General features: G+C 65.5%; 13 protein-coding genes and 2 tRNA genes. 5 read left to right on the top strand and 10 right to left on the bottom strand.

All coding sequences use genetic code 11. The features are described from left to right. Nucleotides 1-8 precede the first annotated feature (8 nt). Nucleotides 9-929: a histone deacetylase gene (locus N7607_RS22495; protein WP_279869217.1), complete on the top strand. Its 921-nt coding sequence runs from the start codon at nucleotides 9-11 to the stop codon at nucleotides 927-929. Here the strand turns inward: N7607_RS22495 and N7607_RS22490 are convergent. Beyond that, nucleotides 926-2,059 carry an aminotransferase class V-fold PLP-dependent enzyme gene (locus tag N7607_RS22490; protein WP_279869205.1) on the bottom strand — a complete coding sequence of 378 codons (1,134 nt, stop codon included), beginning with the start codon at nucleotides 2,057-2,059 and terminating at the stop codon, nucleotides 926-928. The two genes, N7607_RS22495 and N7607_RS22490, sit on opposite strands and share 4 nt — an antisense overlap. A gap of 119 nt (nucleotides 2,060-2,178) precedes the next feature. Between N7607_RS22490 and N7607_RS22485 the strand changes: the two genes are divergently transcribed. Then, nucleotides 2,179-3,423, top strand: coding sequence for a TIGR03862 family flavoprotein (locus N7607_RS22485; protein WP_279869207.1), 1,245 nt, complete (start codon nucleotides 2,179-2,181; stop codon nucleotides 3,421-3,423). 77 nt (nucleotides 3,424-3,500) lie between these two features. Here N7607_RS22485 and N7607_RS22480 read toward each other — a convergent pair whose 3' ends face one another. Further along, entirely contained in the window at nucleotides 3,501-5,813 is a 2,313-nt protein-coding gene (locus N7607_RS22480; protein ID WP_279869209.1) for a YgiQ family radical SAM protein, read from the bottom strand. Nucleotides 5,814-6,032: 219 nt separating this feature from the next. Between N7607_RS22480 and N7607_RS22475 the strand changes: the two genes are divergently transcribed. After that, on the top strand, nucleotides 6,033-7,910 hold the full coding sequence (locus tag N7607_RS22475; protein ID WP_279869218.1) for a sensor domain-containing diguanylate cyclase: 1,878 nt from the start codon (nucleotides 6,033-6,035) through the stop codon (nucleotides 7,908-7,910). Nucleotides 7,911-7,916: 6 nt separating this feature from the next. On the opposite strand, the gene alr is transcribed toward N7607_RS22475, so the two are convergent. The 8 genes from alr to rnr all read right to left on the bottom strand — a co-directional run bounded on the left by alr (nucleotide 7,917) and on the right by rnr (nucleotide 16,139). After that, a complete protein-coding gene (gene alr, locus N7607_RS22470; protein WP_279869211.1) occupies nucleotides 7,917-8,993 on the bottom strand; it encodes an alanine racemase in 1,077 nt (358 codons plus the stop codon). A gap of 83 nt (nucleotides 8,994-9,076) precedes the next feature. Continuing rightward, nucleotides 9,077-10,471: a replicative DNA helicase gene (gene dnaB / locus N7607_RS22465; protein WP_137970826.1), complete on the bottom strand. Its 1,395-nt coding sequence runs from the start codon at nucleotides 10,469-10,471 to the stop codon at nucleotides 9,077-9,079. A 153-nt stretch (nucleotides 10,472-10,624) separates the two neighbouring features. After that, the gene (gene rplI, locus N7607_RS22460) at nucleotides 10,625-11,071 is read right to left on the bottom strand and encodes a 50S ribosomal protein L9 (protein WP_137970825.1); all 447 of its coding nucleotides are present in this window, start codon (nucleotides 11,069-11,071) and stop codon (nucleotides 10,625-10,627) included. Between the two features lie 21 nt (nucleotides 11,072-11,092). After that, nucleotides 11,093-11,986: a hypothetical protein gene (locus N7607_RS22455; protein ID WP_279869212.1), complete on the bottom strand. Its 894-nt coding sequence runs from the start codon at nucleotides 11,984-11,986 to the stop codon at nucleotides 11,093-11,095. A 37-nt stretch (nucleotides 11,987-12,023) separates the two neighbouring features. Further along, nucleotides 12,024-12,254, bottom strand: a complete 231-nt coding sequence (rpsR, locus tag N7607_RS22450; protein WP_043310391.1) for a 30S ribosomal protein S18 — start codon at nucleotides 12,252-12,254, stop codon at nucleotides 12,024-12,026. Nucleotides 12,255-12,282: 28 nt separating this feature from the next. Continuing rightward, nucleotides 12,283-12,696 (bottom strand): 30S ribosomal protein S6, encoded by a 414-nt coding sequence (gene rpsF / locus N7607_RS22445; protein WP_279869213.1) that lies wholly within the window; start codon nucleotides 12,694-12,696, stop codon nucleotides 12,283-12,285. Between the two features lie 174 nt (nucleotides 12,697-12,870). Further along, on the bottom strand, nucleotides 12,871-13,626 hold the full coding sequence (gene rlmB, locus N7607_RS22440) for a 23S rRNA (guanosine(2251)-2'-O)-methyltransferase RlmB (protein WP_279869214.1): 756 nt from the start codon (nucleotides 13,624-13,626) through the stop codon (nucleotides 12,871-12,873). Next, nucleotides 13,623-16,139, bottom strand: a complete 2,517-nt coding sequence (gene rnr, locus N7607_RS22435; RefSeq protein ID WP_279869215.1) for a ribonuclease R — start codon at nucleotides 16,137-16,139, stop codon at nucleotides 13,623-13,625. The genes rlmB and rnr overlap by 4 nt, the downstream gene beginning before the upstream one ends. Nucleotides 16,140-16,336: 197 nt before the next feature. Here rnr and N7607_RS22430 point away from each other — a divergent pair. Both N7607_RS22430 and N7607_RS22425 read left to right on the top strand, forming a co-directional pair. Then, nucleotides 16,337-16,423: transfer RNA gene (locus N7607_RS22430), tRNA-Leu, on the top strand. Nucleotides 16,424-16,530: 107 nt separating this feature from the next. Beyond that, nucleotides 16,531-16,617, top strand: a tRNA-Leu gene (locus tag N7607_RS22425). Nucleotides 16,618-16,663: the final 46 nt, after the last annotated feature.

Raw genomic sequence — 16,663 nt, 5'->3', positions numbered from 1 at the left:
AGTTGTTCATTATGCTGCCGCTGGTCTACCACGACGACTACAGCCCGCCCTTCCCGGCCAACCACCGCTTCCCCATGGAGAAGTTCCGCCTGCTGCGCGACCACCTGGTGGACAGCGGCCTGGTGCGCGACGAAGAGCTGCATCGCCCCGAGATCTGCCCGCCGGATATCCTCGCCCTGGCGCACTGCCCGGACTATATCGAGCGCTTCGCCAGCGGCGAGCTGACCTACCAGGAGCAGCGCCGCCTCGGCCTGCCCTGGAGTGAAGCGCTGGCCCGCCGCACCGTGCGCGCCGTGGGCGGCTCGCTGCTGGCCGCCGAGCTGGCGCTCGAACACGGCATGGCCTGCCACCTGGCCGGCGGCACCCACCATGCGCACTTCGACGAGGCCTCGGGCTTCTGCATCTTCAACGACCTGGCGGTGATGGCCCGCTACCTGCTGGAGAGCGGCCGCGTCGGCCGGGTGTTGATCTACGACTGCGACGTGCACCAGGGCGACGGCACCGCGCGCTTGCTGGAAAACGTGCCGGACGCCATCACCGTGTCGCTGCACTGCGAGAAGAACTTCCCGACGCGCAAGGCGAAAAGCGACTGGGATATCGGCCTGCCGATCGGCATGGGCGACACCGACTACCTCAAGGTGGTGCACGACAGCCTGGGCTACCTGCTGGCCCTGTACCAGCCGGATATCGTGCTCTACGACGGCGGCGTGGACGTGCACAAGGACGACCGCCTCGGCTATCTGCAACTCACCGACGCCGGCATCGCCGCCCGTGACGAAGCGGTGTTCCGCCACTGCCTGGAGCGCGACATCCCGGTGGTCGGGCTGATCGGCGGCGGCTACGACCAGGACCGCGCCCTGCTCGCCCGCCGCCACGGCATCCTGCACCACAGCGCCGCGCTGGTGTGGCGCGCGGCGGGATTGCGTTAGCCGGCCAGGACTTTATCCAAGGCCTGCTCGAGGGTGGCTACGGTGCGCTCGACATTGCCCAGCTTGTCCAGGCCGAACAGGCCGAGACGGAAGGTCTGGAAGTCCGCCGGCTCGTCGCACTGCAGCGGAACACCGGCAGCAGTTTGCAGGCCCTGGGCGGCGAACTTGCTGCCGTTCTTGATCTGCGCATCCTCGGTGTAGCAGACCACCACGCCGGGCGCCTCGAAGCCTTCTGCCGCGACGCTCTTGAAGCCCTTAGCCGCCAACAGCGCACGCACGCGTCGGCCCAGCTCACGCTGCTGCTGGCAGACCTCGGCGAAGCCCTTGGCCTCGGCCTCCTTCATCGCATCGCGGAAGCGCGCCAGGGCGTCGCTGGGCATGGTCGCGTGGTAGGCGTGGCCGCCCTGCTCGTAGGCCTGCATGATCTGCAGCCACTTCTTCAGGTCGCAGGCGAAGCTGCTGCTCTGGGTCGCCTCGACGCGGGCCTGGGCGGCGGCGCTGAGCATCACCAGGGCGCAGCACGGCGAGGCGCTCCAGCCCTTCTGCGGGGCGCTGATCAGCACGTCGATGCCACACGCCTGCATGTCCACCCAGAGGGTGCCGGAGGCGATGCAGTCGAGCACGAACAGGCCGCCCACCGCGTGCACGGCATCGGCCACGGCGCGCAGGTAGTCGTCGGGCAGGATCATCCCCGAGGAAGTCTCCACATGGGGCGCGAACACCACCTGCGGTTTTTCCGCCACGATGGTCGCCAGCACCTCGGCCAGCGGCGCCGGCGCATAGGCGGCCTGGCTACCTTCGGCGACCGGGCGTGCCTTGAGCACAATGGAGGCGGCGGGGATCTGGCCCATTTCGAAGATCTGTGTCCAGCGGTAGCTGAACCAGCCATTGCGCAGCACCAGGGTCTTCTGCCCGGTCGCCAGCTGGCGCGCCACCGCCTCCATGCCGAAGGTGCCGCTGCCGGGCACCACGGCCACGGCATGGGCGTTGTAGACCTGCTTCAGGGTGCTGGAAATGTCCCGCATCACGCCCTGGAAGGACTGCGACATATGGTTGAGGGAGCGGTCGGTGTAGACCACCGAATATTCGAGCAGACCCTCGGGATCGACACTGGGATAGAGGCCGGACATAGCACACGCTCTCGCTGGGATTGATGCCCAGACCCTGCCCGAAGCCCGCGCAGATGACAAGGCTGGCGACCGATGCCTCGGGTAGAATGCCGCTTTGCCATCGCCTGCCTCGCCCCTCCATGACCAACTCAACGTCTCGCTCCAAGCCACTGGTTGCCGTTATCGGCGCCGGCCCCGCCGGGCTGATGGCCGCCGAGGTGCTGGCCGCCGGTGGCGCGCATGTCGAGCTGTTCGATGCCATGCCCTCGGTCGGACGCAAGTTCCTGCTGGCCGGGGTCGGCGGCATGAACATCACCCATTCGGAGCCCAAGGCACCGTTTCTCGCCCGCTACCGCGAGCGTGAACAGGAGATCGCCGCGCTGCTGGCAGACTTCGACGCCGAGGCCCTGCGCGCCTGGATTCACGGCCTGGGCATCGACACCTTTGTTGGCACGTCAGGACGAGTTTTCCCCACCGATATGAAGGCCGCGCCCCTGCTGCGCGCCTGGCTCAAGCGCCTGCGCGAGGCTGGCGTGGCCATCCACACGCGCAGCCGCTGGCAGGGCTGGACCGAGAGCGGCGAACTGCGTATCGCCACACCGGACGGTGAACGCCTGGTTGCAGCCGATGCCTGCGTGCTGGCCCTGGGTGGCGGTAGTTGGGCGCGCCTTGGCTCGGACGGCGCCTGGGTGCCGTTGCTGGAGCAGCGCGGAGTCGAGATCGCGCCGCTGCGCCCGGCCAACAGCGGCTTCGAGGTGGCCGGCTGGAGCGAGCACCTGCGCGGCAAGTTCGCCGGCGCGCCGTTGAAGAACGTGACCCTGGCGCTGGACGGCGAGGCGCCGCGGCGTGGCGAATTCGTGCTGACCGAGCACGGCATCGAAGGCAGCCTGGTCTACGCGCTGTCCGCCGCCATTCGCCAGCGCATCGAGCAACACGGCCAGGCGCGGGTTTATCTGGATCTGCAACCGGACAGAACACTGGATAAAGTCGAGGCGCTGCTGAGCAAGCCGCGCGGCTCGGCCTCCATGGCCAAGCATCTACACCGCCAGCTCGGACTGGATGGCGCCAAGGCCGCGCTGCTGCGCGAGCTGACCAGCGCCGAAGACTTCACCGATATGCCGCGCCTGGCACGAGCGATCAAGGCACTGCCGATCGAACTGCTGCGCACCCGCCCACTGGACGAAGCCATCTCCAGCGCCGGAGGCGTGACCTTCGCGGTGCTCGATCAGAACCTGATGCTGCGCCAGCTGCCAGGCACCTTCTGCGCCGGCGAGATGCTCGACTGGGAAGCCCCCACCGGCGGCTACCTGCTCACCGCCTGCTTCGCCAGCGGTCGGGCCGCCGGGTTGGGTGCTCTGGAGTGGTGGCGAAAGCACCGCGCGTAGGAGCGAGCCCTGCTCGCGAATCAGGCCTCTAAAAAGCTTCGCGAGCAGAGCTCGCTCCTACAGACGGTTGCGGAGGTTCAGCGCGGAGCCACCGGGCGCTTGCTCGGCTTCTTGCTGGCAGGCTTGCCGGCGCCGGACTTCTCCGCCTTGCGCCGGGCCTCGGCGGCGGCCTTGGCCTGCTCGCGTTTGTCCCACGCCTTGCTGCCGTCGCTGCCACGCGGTGGCAAGCCGGTGTGCTGGGTGAGGATGCGGCCGACCGTCTTGCCCTTGTCGCCGCCGTTGCCGGCGACCTTCTTGCTGCCGGCCGGGGTCGAGTTCTTGCGCCGGGCGCTCTGGTACTCGTCGGTCTGCGGCTGATAGGTCGGGATCAGGTGATGCTTGCCATTGCCGATCAGATCACTGCGGCCCATGCGCTCCAGCGCCTCGCGCAGCATCGGCCAGCCCTTCGGGTCGTGGTAGCGCAGGAAGGCCTTGTGCAGGCGGCGCTGCTGCTCGCTCTTGACGATGGTCACGCCGTCGCTCTTGTAGGTGACCTTGCGCAGCGGGTTCTTGCCCGAGTGGTACATGGCCGTGGCCGAGGCCATCGGCGACGGGTAGAAGGCCTGCACCTGGTCGGCGCGGAAGTCGTTGCGCTTGAGCCACAGGGCGAGGTTCATCATGTCCTCGTCGGTGGTGCCCGGGTGCGCGGCGATAAAGTACGGGATCAGGTACTGCTCTTTTCCGGCTTCCTTCGAGTACTTCTCGAACATGCGCTTGAACTTGTCGTAGCTGCCGATGCCCGGCTTCATCATCTGATTCAGCGGGCCTTCCTCGGTGTGCTCCGGGGCGATCTTCAGGTAGCCACCAACGTGGTGGGTGACCAGCTCCTTGACGTACTCCGGCGACTCCACGGCGAGGTCGTAGCGCAGGCCGGAGGCGATCAGGATCTTCTTCACGCCCGGCAGGGCACGGGCCTTGCGGTACAGCTCGATCAGCGAGCTGTGGTCGGTGTTCAGGTTCGGGCAGATGCCGGGGAACACGCACGACGGCTTGCGGCACGCGGATTCGATTTCCGGGCTCTTGCAGGCGATGCGGTACATGTTGGCGGTCGGCCCGCCGAGGTCAGAGACCACGCCGGTGAAGCCCGGTACCTTGTCGCGCATCTCCTCGATCTCGCGAATGATCGATTCGTGCGAGCGGTTCTGGATGATGCGGCCCTCGTGCTCGGTGATCGAGCAGAAAGTGCAGCCACCGAAGCAGCCGCGCATGATGTTGACCGAGAAGCGGATCATCTCGTAGGCCGGAATCTTCGCCTTGCCATACGCCGGGTGCGGCACGCGCGCATAGGGCATGCCGAACACGTAGTCCATTTCCTCGGTGGTCATCGGGATGGGCGGCGGGTTGAACCACACGTCCACCTCGCCATGCTTCTGCACCAGGGCACGGGCGTTGCCCGGGTTGGTCTCCAGGTGCAGCACGCGGTTGGCGTGGGCGTAGAGCACCGGGTCGTTGCGCACCTTCTCGAAGGACGGCAGGCGGATCACGGTCTTGGCGCGGGTCATCTTCGGGCTGGGCAGCAGCTCGATGACCTTGGCTTCGTTAGGATCTTCCTGCGGTCCCTTCTCCTGCTCGATGGCGCAGGCGGCGGTGTCCTGGGTGTTGACGTAGGGGTTGATGATCTTGTCGATCTTGCCAGGACGGTCGATGCGGGTGGAGTCCACCTCGTACCAGCCTTCCGGCGTATCGCGGCGGATAAAGGCGGTGCCGCGCACATCGGTGATGTTCTCGACCGACTCGCCGAAGGCCAGGCGCTGGGCGATCTCGACCACGGCGCGCTCGGCGTTACCGTACAGCAGGATGTCGGCGGTGGCGTCCATCAGGATCGAGCGGCGCACCTTGTCCTGCCAGTAGTCGTAATGCGCGATGCGGCGCAGCGAGGCCTCGATGCCGCCGAGCACCACCGGGGTATGGCTGTAGGCTTCCTTGCAGCGCTGGCTGTACACCAGGCTGGCGCGATCCGGACGAGCGCCGGCCAGGCCGCCCGGGGTGTAGGCGTCGTCGCTACGGATCTTCTTGTCCGCGGTGTAGCGGTTGATCATCGAGTCCATGTTGCCCGCCGCCACGCCGAAGAACAGGTTCGGCTGGCCGAGTTTCATGAAGTCGTCCTTCGAGCGCCAGTCCGGCTGGGCGATGATGCCCACGCGGAAGCCCTGGGATTCGAGCAGGCGGCCGATGATGGCCATGCCGAAGGACGGGTGGTCGACGTAGGCGTCACCGGTGACAATGATGATGTCGCAGCTGTCCCAGCCGAGCTGATCCATCTCTGCCCGGCTCATCGGCAGGAAGGGTGCGGGACCAAAGCACTCGGCCCAGTACTTGGGATAGTCGAACAGCGGCTTGGCGAGTTGCATGTTTTTTGATCAACCGGGCTTTCACGGGGGCGCGGAATATAGCACAAAAAACATACAGAATCCGACTGCGACGCTCAGTTGCTCGTGCCCAGCCATGCTGTCAATTTGTGATCACGGTCACTTCCATGTCTATACTCGGGCCTGGTTGCAAAACGCCAGCCCGAACCCGGAACAAGGAGTCCCCCGGTGCGACGCTCGATCCCGCATGCGCTGCTGTTGATGTTGTGCCTGAGCCTGCTCGGCGGGCGCCTGCACGCCGCCGTACAGCTGCAGGCGAATAGCAGCGGGCAGCAGCTGAACGGGCAGATCATGCTGCTGGAGGATGCTGGCGGCCAACTGGATATCGCCGACATGGCCGATCCGGCCGTGCAACAGCGTTTCGTGCCGGCCAGGGGCCTGGCCAGCGTCGGGCAGAACCCCAATCCCTGGTGGATCAAGCTGGAGCTGCAGCGCAGCGCCGACGCCCCCAAGCGCTGGTGGCTGGAGATCGGCGCGGTGACCCCGCTCGACCTGCAGCTGTATACGCCCGATGGCAAGGGCGGCTGGAAGCAGCGCCAGGTCGGCGAGCGGGTCAGCTTTGCCGAGGGCCGCGACCATGATTACCGACGCCCGCTGCTGCAGCTGCCGGAGCTGGGCGAAACGCCACAGACCTTCTACCTGCGCAGCTTCGACCCGGCCGGCAACTCCTTCCCGCTACGGGTCTGGCAGCTGGACGACCTGGACCACCTGGCCAGCCAGGAAAACCTCGGCCTGGGTCTGATCTACGGCATCATCGCCGCCCTGCTGCTGTACAACCTGTTCATCTTCTTCACCCTGCGCGACACCGCCTACTTCTGGTACGTGCTGACCACCGCCGGCGCCCTGCTGCTGATCGTCAGCATGAGCGGCCACGGCTTCCAGTACCTGTGGCCGGACGCACCGGTGCCGTTCTGGCTGGACCGCATCACCCTGCCCTCGCTGTGGGGCTTCTGCGCCTGCCGCTTCACCCAGACCCTGCTGCAGACCCGCATCCACGTGCGCTGGGCGCACCATCTGCTGAGCCTGGCCTGCGCCTGCTACGTGATCGCCATCGCCATGGAGGCCTTCGGCCTGCGCGGCGCCTCGGCCTGGCTGATCGCCCTGCTGTCGCTGACCAGCATCCCGGCGGCGCTCGGCGCGGCGATGATCCGCTGGCGCCAGGGCTACTTCCCCGCCCTGCTCTACCTGTTCGGCTACGGCCTGATCCTCGGCAGCATCAGCCTGGCGCTGCTGCGCTCCACCGGCCTGGTGCAACCGGCCACCTGGAACGCCTATGTGTTCCCCCTGGCGGTGGCGGCCGAGTCGATCCTGTTCTCCTTCGCCCTGGCCTACCGCATCCAGACGCTCAAGCAGGAGAAGGCCGAGGCCCTGCTGCAGGCCGACCGCGAGAAGAGCGCGCGCCTGGCGCAGATGCAGGCCAGCGCCGACGAACTGCAGGAGGCGGTGCGCCTGCGCACCGTGGAACTGGCCCAGGCCAACCAGCAGCTGTGCGAGCGCGAGCAGCGCCTGCAGCATGCCGCCTTCCACGACCCGCTGACCGAACTGCCGAACCGCCGCTACCTGATCGAACGCGCCGAAGTGGCGCTGGCCGATGCCCAGCGACGCGGCGAGTCGGTGGCGCTGATGCTGGTCGACCTGGACCACTTCAAGCCGATCAACGACCGCTACGGCCACGACGCCGGCGACCTGATGCTGCGCACCATCGGTCATCGTCTGCGCGAGCATGTACGCACCAACGACATGGTGGCGCGCCTGGGCGGCGACGAGTTCGCCGTGCTGGTCTGCGGCCCGGATGCCCAGCAGCATGCCCAGGAAATTGCCGCGCGCCTGCTCGGCGAGCTGTCGCGACCGGTGCTGTACGGCGCCAACCGCCTGGTGGTGACCATCAGCATCGGCGCCGCGCTCTATCCGCAGCACGCGCTGCAGTTCACCGGCTTGTACAAGTCGGCCGACGAGGCCATGTACCGGGCCAAGCAGCGCGGCCGCTCGGGCTTCGTGCTGCAGGGCTGCGACGGCGAGCTGAGCCCGCAGACCTGCCTGATGCTGGATGTGCTCAAGGTGCCCAGCGGGCTGAGCTGAGTTCGATCAGGCCTTGTAGCGCCGAGGCACGCGCGCGGTGACCTTGGTCAGCAGCTCGTAGCCGATGGTGCCGGCGGCCTGGGCCACCTCGTCCACCGCCAGGTTGGCGCCCCACAGCTCCACCGTGTCGCCGACAGCGGCCTCGGGCAGATCGCTCAGATCGACCGTGAGCATATCCATAGACACCCGGCCGGCCAGCGGCACGCGCTGCCCACGGATCCACAGCGGCGTGCCGGCAGGCGCATGGCGCGGATAGCCGTCGGCATAGCCGCAACTCACCGTGCCGATGCGCGATGGGCGCTCGGCGACCCAGCCGGCGCCATAGCCGACGCTCTCGCCCACGGCCACCTCGCGCACGGCGATCAGCTGGGCGTTCAGGCTCATGACCGGTTGCAGGCCCAACTCGGCGGCGGACAGGTCGGCGAACGGCGTAGCGCCGTAGAGCATGATGCCGGGACGGATCCAGTCCATGTGCGCTGCCGGGATCATCAGCAGCGCGGCGGAGTTGGCCAGGCTGCGCTGGTCGAAATCCAGGTCGAGCAGGTCGAGGAAGCATTCCAGCTGCACCTCGGTCAGCGAATGGCCGCGCTCGTCGGCGCAGGCGAAGTGGCTGAGCAGGTTCAGCTCGGCCACCTGCGGCGCCGTGCGCAGGCGCGGGAACAACTGGCGCACGGCATCGGCGCAAAGGCCCAAGCGATGCATGCCGGAGTCGAGCTTGAGCCAGATATTCAGCGGCCGCGACAGGTTGGTGGCGAGCAGTGCCTCGACCTGCTCGACGCCCTGCAGCACCAGGTCCAGGCCCAGGTGGGCGGCCATCGGCAGCTCGTCAGCGCCGAAACAGCCTTCCAGCAGCAGGATGCGCGCCGTGCCATGCATGGCGCGGACCTCGGCGGCCTCCTCCAGGCTGGCCACGGCAAAGCCATCGGCCTCGTCATGCAGGGCGCTGACCACCTCGCGCACGCCATGCCCGTAGGCATTCGCCTTGACCACCGCGAACGCCTGGCGACCCGGCGCGCAGCGCTTGGCCAAGGCGTAGTTATGGCGAATGGCGGCCAGATCGATGGTGGCGACGAGGGGGCGCATGACGAACTTCCGGAAAGAAAACGGGCGCCCATCTTAACCGTTGAGCGCCCGTTTTCATTGAGCAGGGTCAGCTCCGAAGGGGGTCAATCTTCCTCGAAGTTGTAGAGACCCGGCGCCAGGTTGTCGAAGCGCGTGTACTTGCCGATGAACGCCAGGCGGCAGGTGCCGATGGGGCCGTTACGCTGCTTGCCGATGATGATCTCGGCCACGCCCTTGTACTCGGTCTCCGGGTGATACACCTCGTCGCGGTAGACGAACATGATGATGTCGGCGTCCTGCTCGATCGCCCCGGATTCACGCAGGTCGGAGTTGACCGGGCGCTTGTTGGGGCGCTGCTCCAGGGAGCGGTTGAGCTGCGACAGGGCGATCACCGGGCAGTTGAATTCCTTGGCCAGGGCCTTGAGCGAGCGCGAGATCTCGGAGATCTCGTTGGTGCGGTTGTCGCCACTGGAACCCGGGATGCGCATCAGCTGCAGGTAGTCGACCATGATCATGCCGATGTCGCCATGCTCGCGGGCCAGGCGGCGGGCGCGGGCACGCATCTCGGTCGGCGAGATGCCGGCGGTATCGTCGATGAACAGCTTGCGCTCGTTGAGCAGGTTGACCGCCGAGGTCAGGCGCGGCCAGTCGTCGTCGTCCAGCTTGCCGGAACGCACCTTGGTCTGGTCGATGCGGCCGAGGGACGAGAGCATACGCATCACGATCGAGTCGCTGGGCATCTCCAGGGAGAACACCAGGATCACCTTGTCCGAGCGCAGCACCGCGTTCTCCACCAGGTTCATGGCGAAGGTGGTCTTACCCATGGACGGACGGCCGGCGACGATCACCAGGTCCGCCGGCTGCAGGCCGCTGGTCATGCCGTCCAGGTCGGTGAAGCCGGTGGAGATGCCGGTCAGGCCCTCGTTGGTGTTGAACAGCTCGTCGATGCGGTCGATGGTCTTGACCAGGATCTCGTTGATCCCCACCGGGCCGCCCGCCTTAGGCCGCGCCTCGGCGATCTGGAAGATCTGCCGCTCGGCCTCGTCGAGCACTTCCACCGCGCTCTTGCCCTGGGGCGCGTAGGCCATGTCGGCGATATCGTTGCTGATACCGATCAGCTGACGCAGGGTGGCGCGCTCGCGGATGATCTGCGCATAGGCCTTGATGTTGGCCACCGACGGCGTGTTCTTGGCCAGCTCGCCCAGGTAGGCCAGGCCGCCGACCTGGCTCAGGTGGCCTTCCTTGTCCAGCTGCTCGGACAGGGTCACCACGTCGAATGGCGAGTTGCGTTCGGCCAGGGTGACCACGGCGCGGAAGATCAGGCGGTGGTCATGCCGATAGAAGTCGCCATCCGACACCGCGTCGGAGACCCGTTCCCAGGCGTTGTTGTCGAGCATCAGACCGCCCAGCACGGCCTGTTCGGCCTCGATGGAGTGCGGCGGCACCTTGAGGGCCGCGGTTTCCAGGTCGTACTGCTGGGGGACGCTGATGTCGTTCATGGCACCTGTGATTCCATACGCTCAGAGGCCTTGGCAAAACCGTGCGGCTTGGCCAAGGGCTCTAGAAAAAACAACGGGCACGCACCGCGAAGCGATGAGTGCCCGATTGTCTGCAGGCCCGCACCTTCGTGCAAGCCCACTGGGTCGCTTGCCTTAGGCAGCTACCACGATCACCTTGACGGTGGCTTCCACGTCGGTGTGCAGGTGCACAGCTACGTCGAATTCGCCGACCTGGCGGATGGTGCCGTTCGGCAGACGAACTTCGGCCTTGGACACTGCAACGCCAGAGGCGGTCAGGGCTTCGGCGATGTCGTGGGTACCGATGGAACCGAACAGCTTGCCTTCGTCACCGGCCACGGCAGTGATGGTGACTTCCAGCTCGGCCAGCTGAGCAGCGCGAGATTCGGCGGAAGCCTTCTTCTCGGCAGCGGCTTTTTCCAGCTCGGCGCGACGAGCTTCGAACGCAGCAACGTTCTCGGCGGTAGCGGCGGTGGCCTTGCCCTGCGGCAGCAGGTAGTTACGGCCGTAACCGGACTTTACGTTGACCTTATCGCCCAGGTTGCCCAGGTTGGCGATTTTTTCCAGCAGGATAACTTCCATTTGGGTCTTACCTCTTAACTTTTAACCTTCACCGTTCGCGGGGCCGGCGCCGTTGTTGCGCGTTTGGCGACCGCGAAAATCCATCAGACTGTCGACGATGGCCAAGGCCACCAGTAACGGATAAACCAGCTGCATAAACAGCAGCAGCGATACATACAGCCCCACCAACCAGAACCTGGCCAGGCGCCCTGCGGCAGCCAGACCATGCAGCAGGGCCACGCCGGCAAACGCCAGTGGCACGCTGCACATCGGCGTCAGCATGGCCAGCTCGAGACCCAGATTGGGCGCCAGGAGCATGACCGCCAACAGGCCGAAGGCCAGTGGTGGCGGCAGGCGCAAAGCACGAAACTCGAGCCCGAAGCCGCCGGGGTTGTACAAGATCGACTGCCAGTACCGCCCGAGCATCAGGCAGAGCAGGCTGACGATCTGCAGTAACGCAGCCATCAGTCCGGTGAGCACCGGGGTAATCAGCGCCTCCAGGCGGGTCCGCTCTTCTACCGACATCTGCTGGTAGACCCCATCGAGCATCTGCGGCATGAGCTTGTACAACTCACCCGCCATTGCCGCGATGGGTTCGCGGAACACCGCACCCAGGATCACGCCATACACCAGACCAAGAGCGATGCTTGCCAGCACCACTCGAACCCAGGCCTGGCCGGCGCGCAACAACAACGCCAGCCCCAGCGAACCGAGCAGCACCAGCAGGGTGCGCGGCTCGCCGAAATGCCACCAGGCCAAGGCCGGCAGCAATGCCCAGGCGAGGATGCCAACGGCATCTCTCGGCCCCCGCCGCAGCAGCACCAGGCAGCTGGCGGCGGCACTCAACCAGAACAACAGCGGCACTGCCGCCGATCCGACCACCACCAGGGTGGCCTGCATACGGCCGCGCATGATGAACTCAGCCAAGGCGCGCATGCGGTTTATCCCTTACAACTTTGTCGACGATCTGCTCTCAACGGCCGTGGCTGTCGGTGTAGGGCAGCAGGGCCAGGTAGCGGGCGCGCTTGATAGCGACGGCCAGCTGACGCTGGTACTTGGCCTTGGTACCGGTGATACGGCTAGGAACGATTTTGCCGGTTTCGGAAACGTAGGCTTTCAGGGTGTTGAGATCTTTGAAGTCGATCTCTTTCACGCCTTCAGCGGTGAAACGGCAGAATTTACGACGACGGAAGAAACGTGCCATGAATGTGGCTCCTCAATAGATCCGTGGATTACTCGTCAGCGTTGTCGCCGTTGTCACCGTCTTCGCCTTCGGCGGATTCGGTTTCAACGCGCTCACGGCGCTCGCGGCGCTCGCTGCGGTTTTCTTCGGCCTTGAGCATCTCGGACTGGCCGGTAACGGCTTCGTCGCGACGGATGATCAGGTTACGGATCACAGCGTCGTTGTAGCGGAAGTTGTCTTCCAGCTCGGCCAGGGCCTTGCCGCTGCACTCAACGTTCAGCATCACGTAGTGAGCCTTGTGAACGTTGTTGATGGCGTAGGCCAGTTGACGACGGCCCCAATCTTCCAGACGGTGGATTTTGCCGCCGTCTTCTTCGATCAGCTTGGTGTAACGCTCGACCATGCCGCCGACTTGCTCGCTCTGGTCCGGATGAACCAGGAAGATGATTTCGTAATGACGCATGAATGCTCCTTACGGGTTGTAGCCTGCCAACAGAAGGTGGTCAGGCAAGGAGTGAATGACTCGTTTGAACTTGCCGAAGCGAAGGCGCATGCACGCCTGCCGTCACGGCAAGGGGCGACATTCTAGAGAAGCCCCCTGCCGCACGCAAGGCGGATTGGCGATTATTTGAACAACTCAGGCCTTGGGTTTGGCCGCCTGGCGCTGGCGCACCGCCTCGAACAGGCAGACGCCGGTGGCGACCGAGACATTCAGGCTGCTGACGCTGCCGCCCATGGGCAGCTTCACCAGGTAGTCGCAGTGCTCGCGGGTCAGGCGGCGCATGCCCTTGCCCTCGGCGCCCATGACCAGCACGGTCGGGCCGGTCATATCCAGCTGGTACAGCTCCTGGTCGACCTCGCCGGCGGTGCCGACGATCCACAGGCCCTTCTTCTGCAGCTTTTCCAGGGTGCGTGCCAGGTTGGTTACCGCCACCAGCGGGATCACCTCGGCGGCGCCGCAGGCCACCTTGCGCACGGTGGCGTTGAGGGTGGCCGACTTGTCCTTGGGCACGATCACCGCCTGAGCGCCGGCGGCGTCGGCGGTACGCAGGCAGGCGCCAAGGTTGTGCGGATCGGTCACGCCGTCCAGCACCAGCAGCAGGGCCGGGCCTTCACTGCGCTCGAGCAGCTCGTCGAGCATGTTCTCGCCCCACACCTGGCTGGGGCTGACCTCGGCGACCACGCCCTGGTGCACGCCTTCGGCCCACTCATCCAGTTCCTGGCGATCCTTGTGCCCGACCGCCACGCGGTGCTGGCCGGCCAGCTCCAGCAGGCTGCGCATCCGCGGGTCCTGCCGACTCTCGGCCAGCCACAGCTGCTTGACTCGCTTGGGGTGATGACGCAGCAACGCCTCGACGGCATGCACGCCGTAGACTTTCTCCAGCTGGCTCATCGCTTCGCCTTACGCCGACTCGAACCCGGCTTGCCGCCCGCCGGAGCATCCGCCTTGGGCGCGCCCTTGCGATGACCGCCGGACTTGCCGGCAGGCTTGCCCGCCGGCGCCTTGCCACCGCCCGTCTTGGCGCCGTCGAGCAGCGCCTTCTTCACGTCGCGGCTCTTCTGCACATCGGTGTTGCCGAGGCCGGCAGACTTGGGCGCCGTCTTCTTGCGGCTATCGCCACCACGCCCACGCCCGGCAGGCGCCTTGTCGGCCTTGCCTTCGCTCAGTTCGAACTCGATCTTGCGCTCGTCCAGATCGACGCGCATGACCTTCACTTCCACGCTGTCGCCGAGGCGGAAGCTGCGGCCGCTGCGCTCGCCGGACAGGCGGTGGTGCACCGGATCGAAGTGGTAGTAGTCGCCCGGCAGTGCGGTGACATGCACCAGGCCTTCGACATAGATGTCTTTCAGCTCAACGAAGATGCCGAAACCGGTCGCCGCGGTGATCACACCCTCGAAGATCTCGCCGACGCGATCCTGCATGAACTCGCACTTGAGCCAGTTGACCACGTCGCGCGTCGCCTCGTCGGCACGGCGCTCGGTCATCGAGCACTGCTCGCCGAGTTTCTCCAGCGCCGCCTCGTCGTACGGATAGATGCGCGCCTTGGGCATGCTCGCCGCACCGGCGCGCTGCACGTGCTTGGTCTCGCGCTTGGAGCGGATCACGCTGCGAATCGCGCGATGCACCAGCAGGTCCGGATAGCGCCGGATCGGCGAGGTGAAGTGGGTGTAGGCCTCGTAGTTCAGACCGAAGTGGCCGTTGTTGTCGGCGCTGTACACCGCCTGGCTCAGGGAGCGCAGCATCACGGTCTGGATCAGGTGAAAGTCCGGGCGTCCCTGGATGCTGGCCAGCAGCTTCTGGTAATCCTTCGGCACCGGCCCTTGCTTGCCCTTGTGCAGCGCCAGGCCCAGCTCACCGAGAAAGGCCTTGAGCTTCTCCACGCGCTCGGCCGGCGGGCCATCGTGCACGCGATACAGCGAGGGAATATCGTGATCGAGCATGAAGCGCGCGGTAGCCACGTTGGCCGCCAGCATGCACTCCTCGATCAGCTTGTGGGCGTCGTTGCGCTGAGTCGGGCGGATCTCGGCGATCTTGCGTCCGCTGCCGAAGACGATACGCGTCTCCTGGGTCTCGAAGTCGATGGCGCCGCGCTCGTGGCGGGCGGCCAGCAGCACCTTGTACAGGGAGTAGAGCTCCTTGAGGTGCGGCAGGACTTCATTGTATTCCTCACGCAGGGACTTGCCTTCGCTGCTCTTGGGCTGCTCCAGCATGTAGCTGACCTTGTTGTAGGTCAGGCGCGCATGGGAGTGGATCACCGCCTCGTAGAACTGGTAGTCGACCAGCTCGCCGGACTTGGACATGCTCATTTCGCAGACCATGGCCAAGCGATCGACATGCGGGTTCAGCGAGCACAGACCGTTGGACAGCTCTTCCGGCAGCATGGGCACCACGCGCTCGGGGAAATAAACCGAGTTGCCGCGCTTCTGCGCCTCTTCATCCAGGGCCGCGCCAACCTTGACGTAGTGCGACACGTCGGCGATCGCCACATAGAGCTTCCAGCCGCCGGAGAACAGCTTCCAGCGGCCGCTGTTCTTCTCGCAGTAGACCGCGTCGTCGAAGTCGCGGGCATCCTCGCCGTCGATGGTGACGAACGGCAGGTGGCGCAGGTCGACGCGGTTTTCCTTGTCCTTCTCCTCCACCTGAGGCTTGAGCTTGCGCGCCTCCTTGGTCACCGCATCCGGCCACACATGCGGGATGTCGTAGCTACGCAGCGCCACGTCGATCTCCATGCCCGGCGCCATGTAGTTGCCGATCACTTCGACGATGTCACCCTGGGGCTGGAAGCGCGACGTGGGCCAGTGGGTGATCTTGATCTCGACGAACTGGCCGATCTTGGCGCCGCCGGTACGACCCGGGGTGACCAGCACTTCCTGCTGGATCTTCGGATTGTCGGCCTCGACGAAACCGATGCCGGCTTCTTCGAAATAGCGGCCGACGATGCTCTCGTGGGCACGGGCGATCACCTCGACGATGGCGCCTTCGCGACGACCACGCCGGTCGAGGCCGGAAACCCGCGCCAGGGCACGGTCGCCATCGAACACCAGGCGCATCTGCGCCGGGCTGAGGAACAGGTCGTCGCTGCCGTCGTCCGGGACCAGGAAGCCGAAGCCGTCGCGGTGACCGCTGATGCGACCGCAGATCAGATCGAGTTTGTCCACCGGCGCATAGGTGCCGCGGCGGGTATAGATGAGTTGACCGTCGCGCTCCATGGCGCGCAGACGACGACGCAGGGCTTCTTCCTGCTCTTCGGTGGTCAGACCCAGCTCGGTCAGCAGCTCTTCACGGGCGGCGGGCGAACCGCGCTCAGCCAGGTGCTGCAGAATCAGCTCGCGGCTGGGGATGGGGTTTTCGTATTTTTCCGCCTCGCGGGCGGCCTCAGGATCGAGGGATTGCCAATCGGCCATTAAGTGAAATCACCTTTACGCATATATAGATGTGTGTGCCATATGCCTATTGAAGCGCGAAACGGCATCGGGGGTCAGCACAATAATTTTTTCGCCGTCAGGGGTTTACAAGCAAAAAGCTGCTCCGTATAGTTCGCGCCCACAACGTTGCTGAGACGTTGTAACACGGAAGCGATTGAGTAATCATAGTTTCCCGTGCCCAGGTGGCGGAATTGGTAGACGCACTAGGTTCAGGTCCTAGCGGTGGCAACACCGTGGAAGTTCGAGTCTTCTCCTGGGCACCACTCTTCAGAAACCGAGCCGATGGCTCGGTTTCGCTTTTAACGGAGCAGCTTCCGTGCCGTGAAAACGGTGAATGCTGCAAAAAGTCGGCGAGCGATCGTCGCAATGTGCCCAGGTGGCGGAATTGGTAGACGCACTAGGTTCAGGTCCTAGCGGTGGCAACACCGTGGAAGTTCGAGTCTTCTCCTGGGCACCACTCTTCAAAACAGAACCGAGCCAATGGCTCGGTTTTGTCTTTTCTG

The sequence above is a fragment of the Pseudomonas sp. GD04019 genome, from assembly GCF_029837695.1.
Classification (GTDB): Bacteria; Pseudomonadota; Gammaproteobacteria; order Pseudomonadales; family Pseudomonadaceae; genus Aquipseudomonas.
Note: the sequence above shows the minus strand (reverse complement) of the source record. Positions and strands in the feature narration are given on the sequence as shown.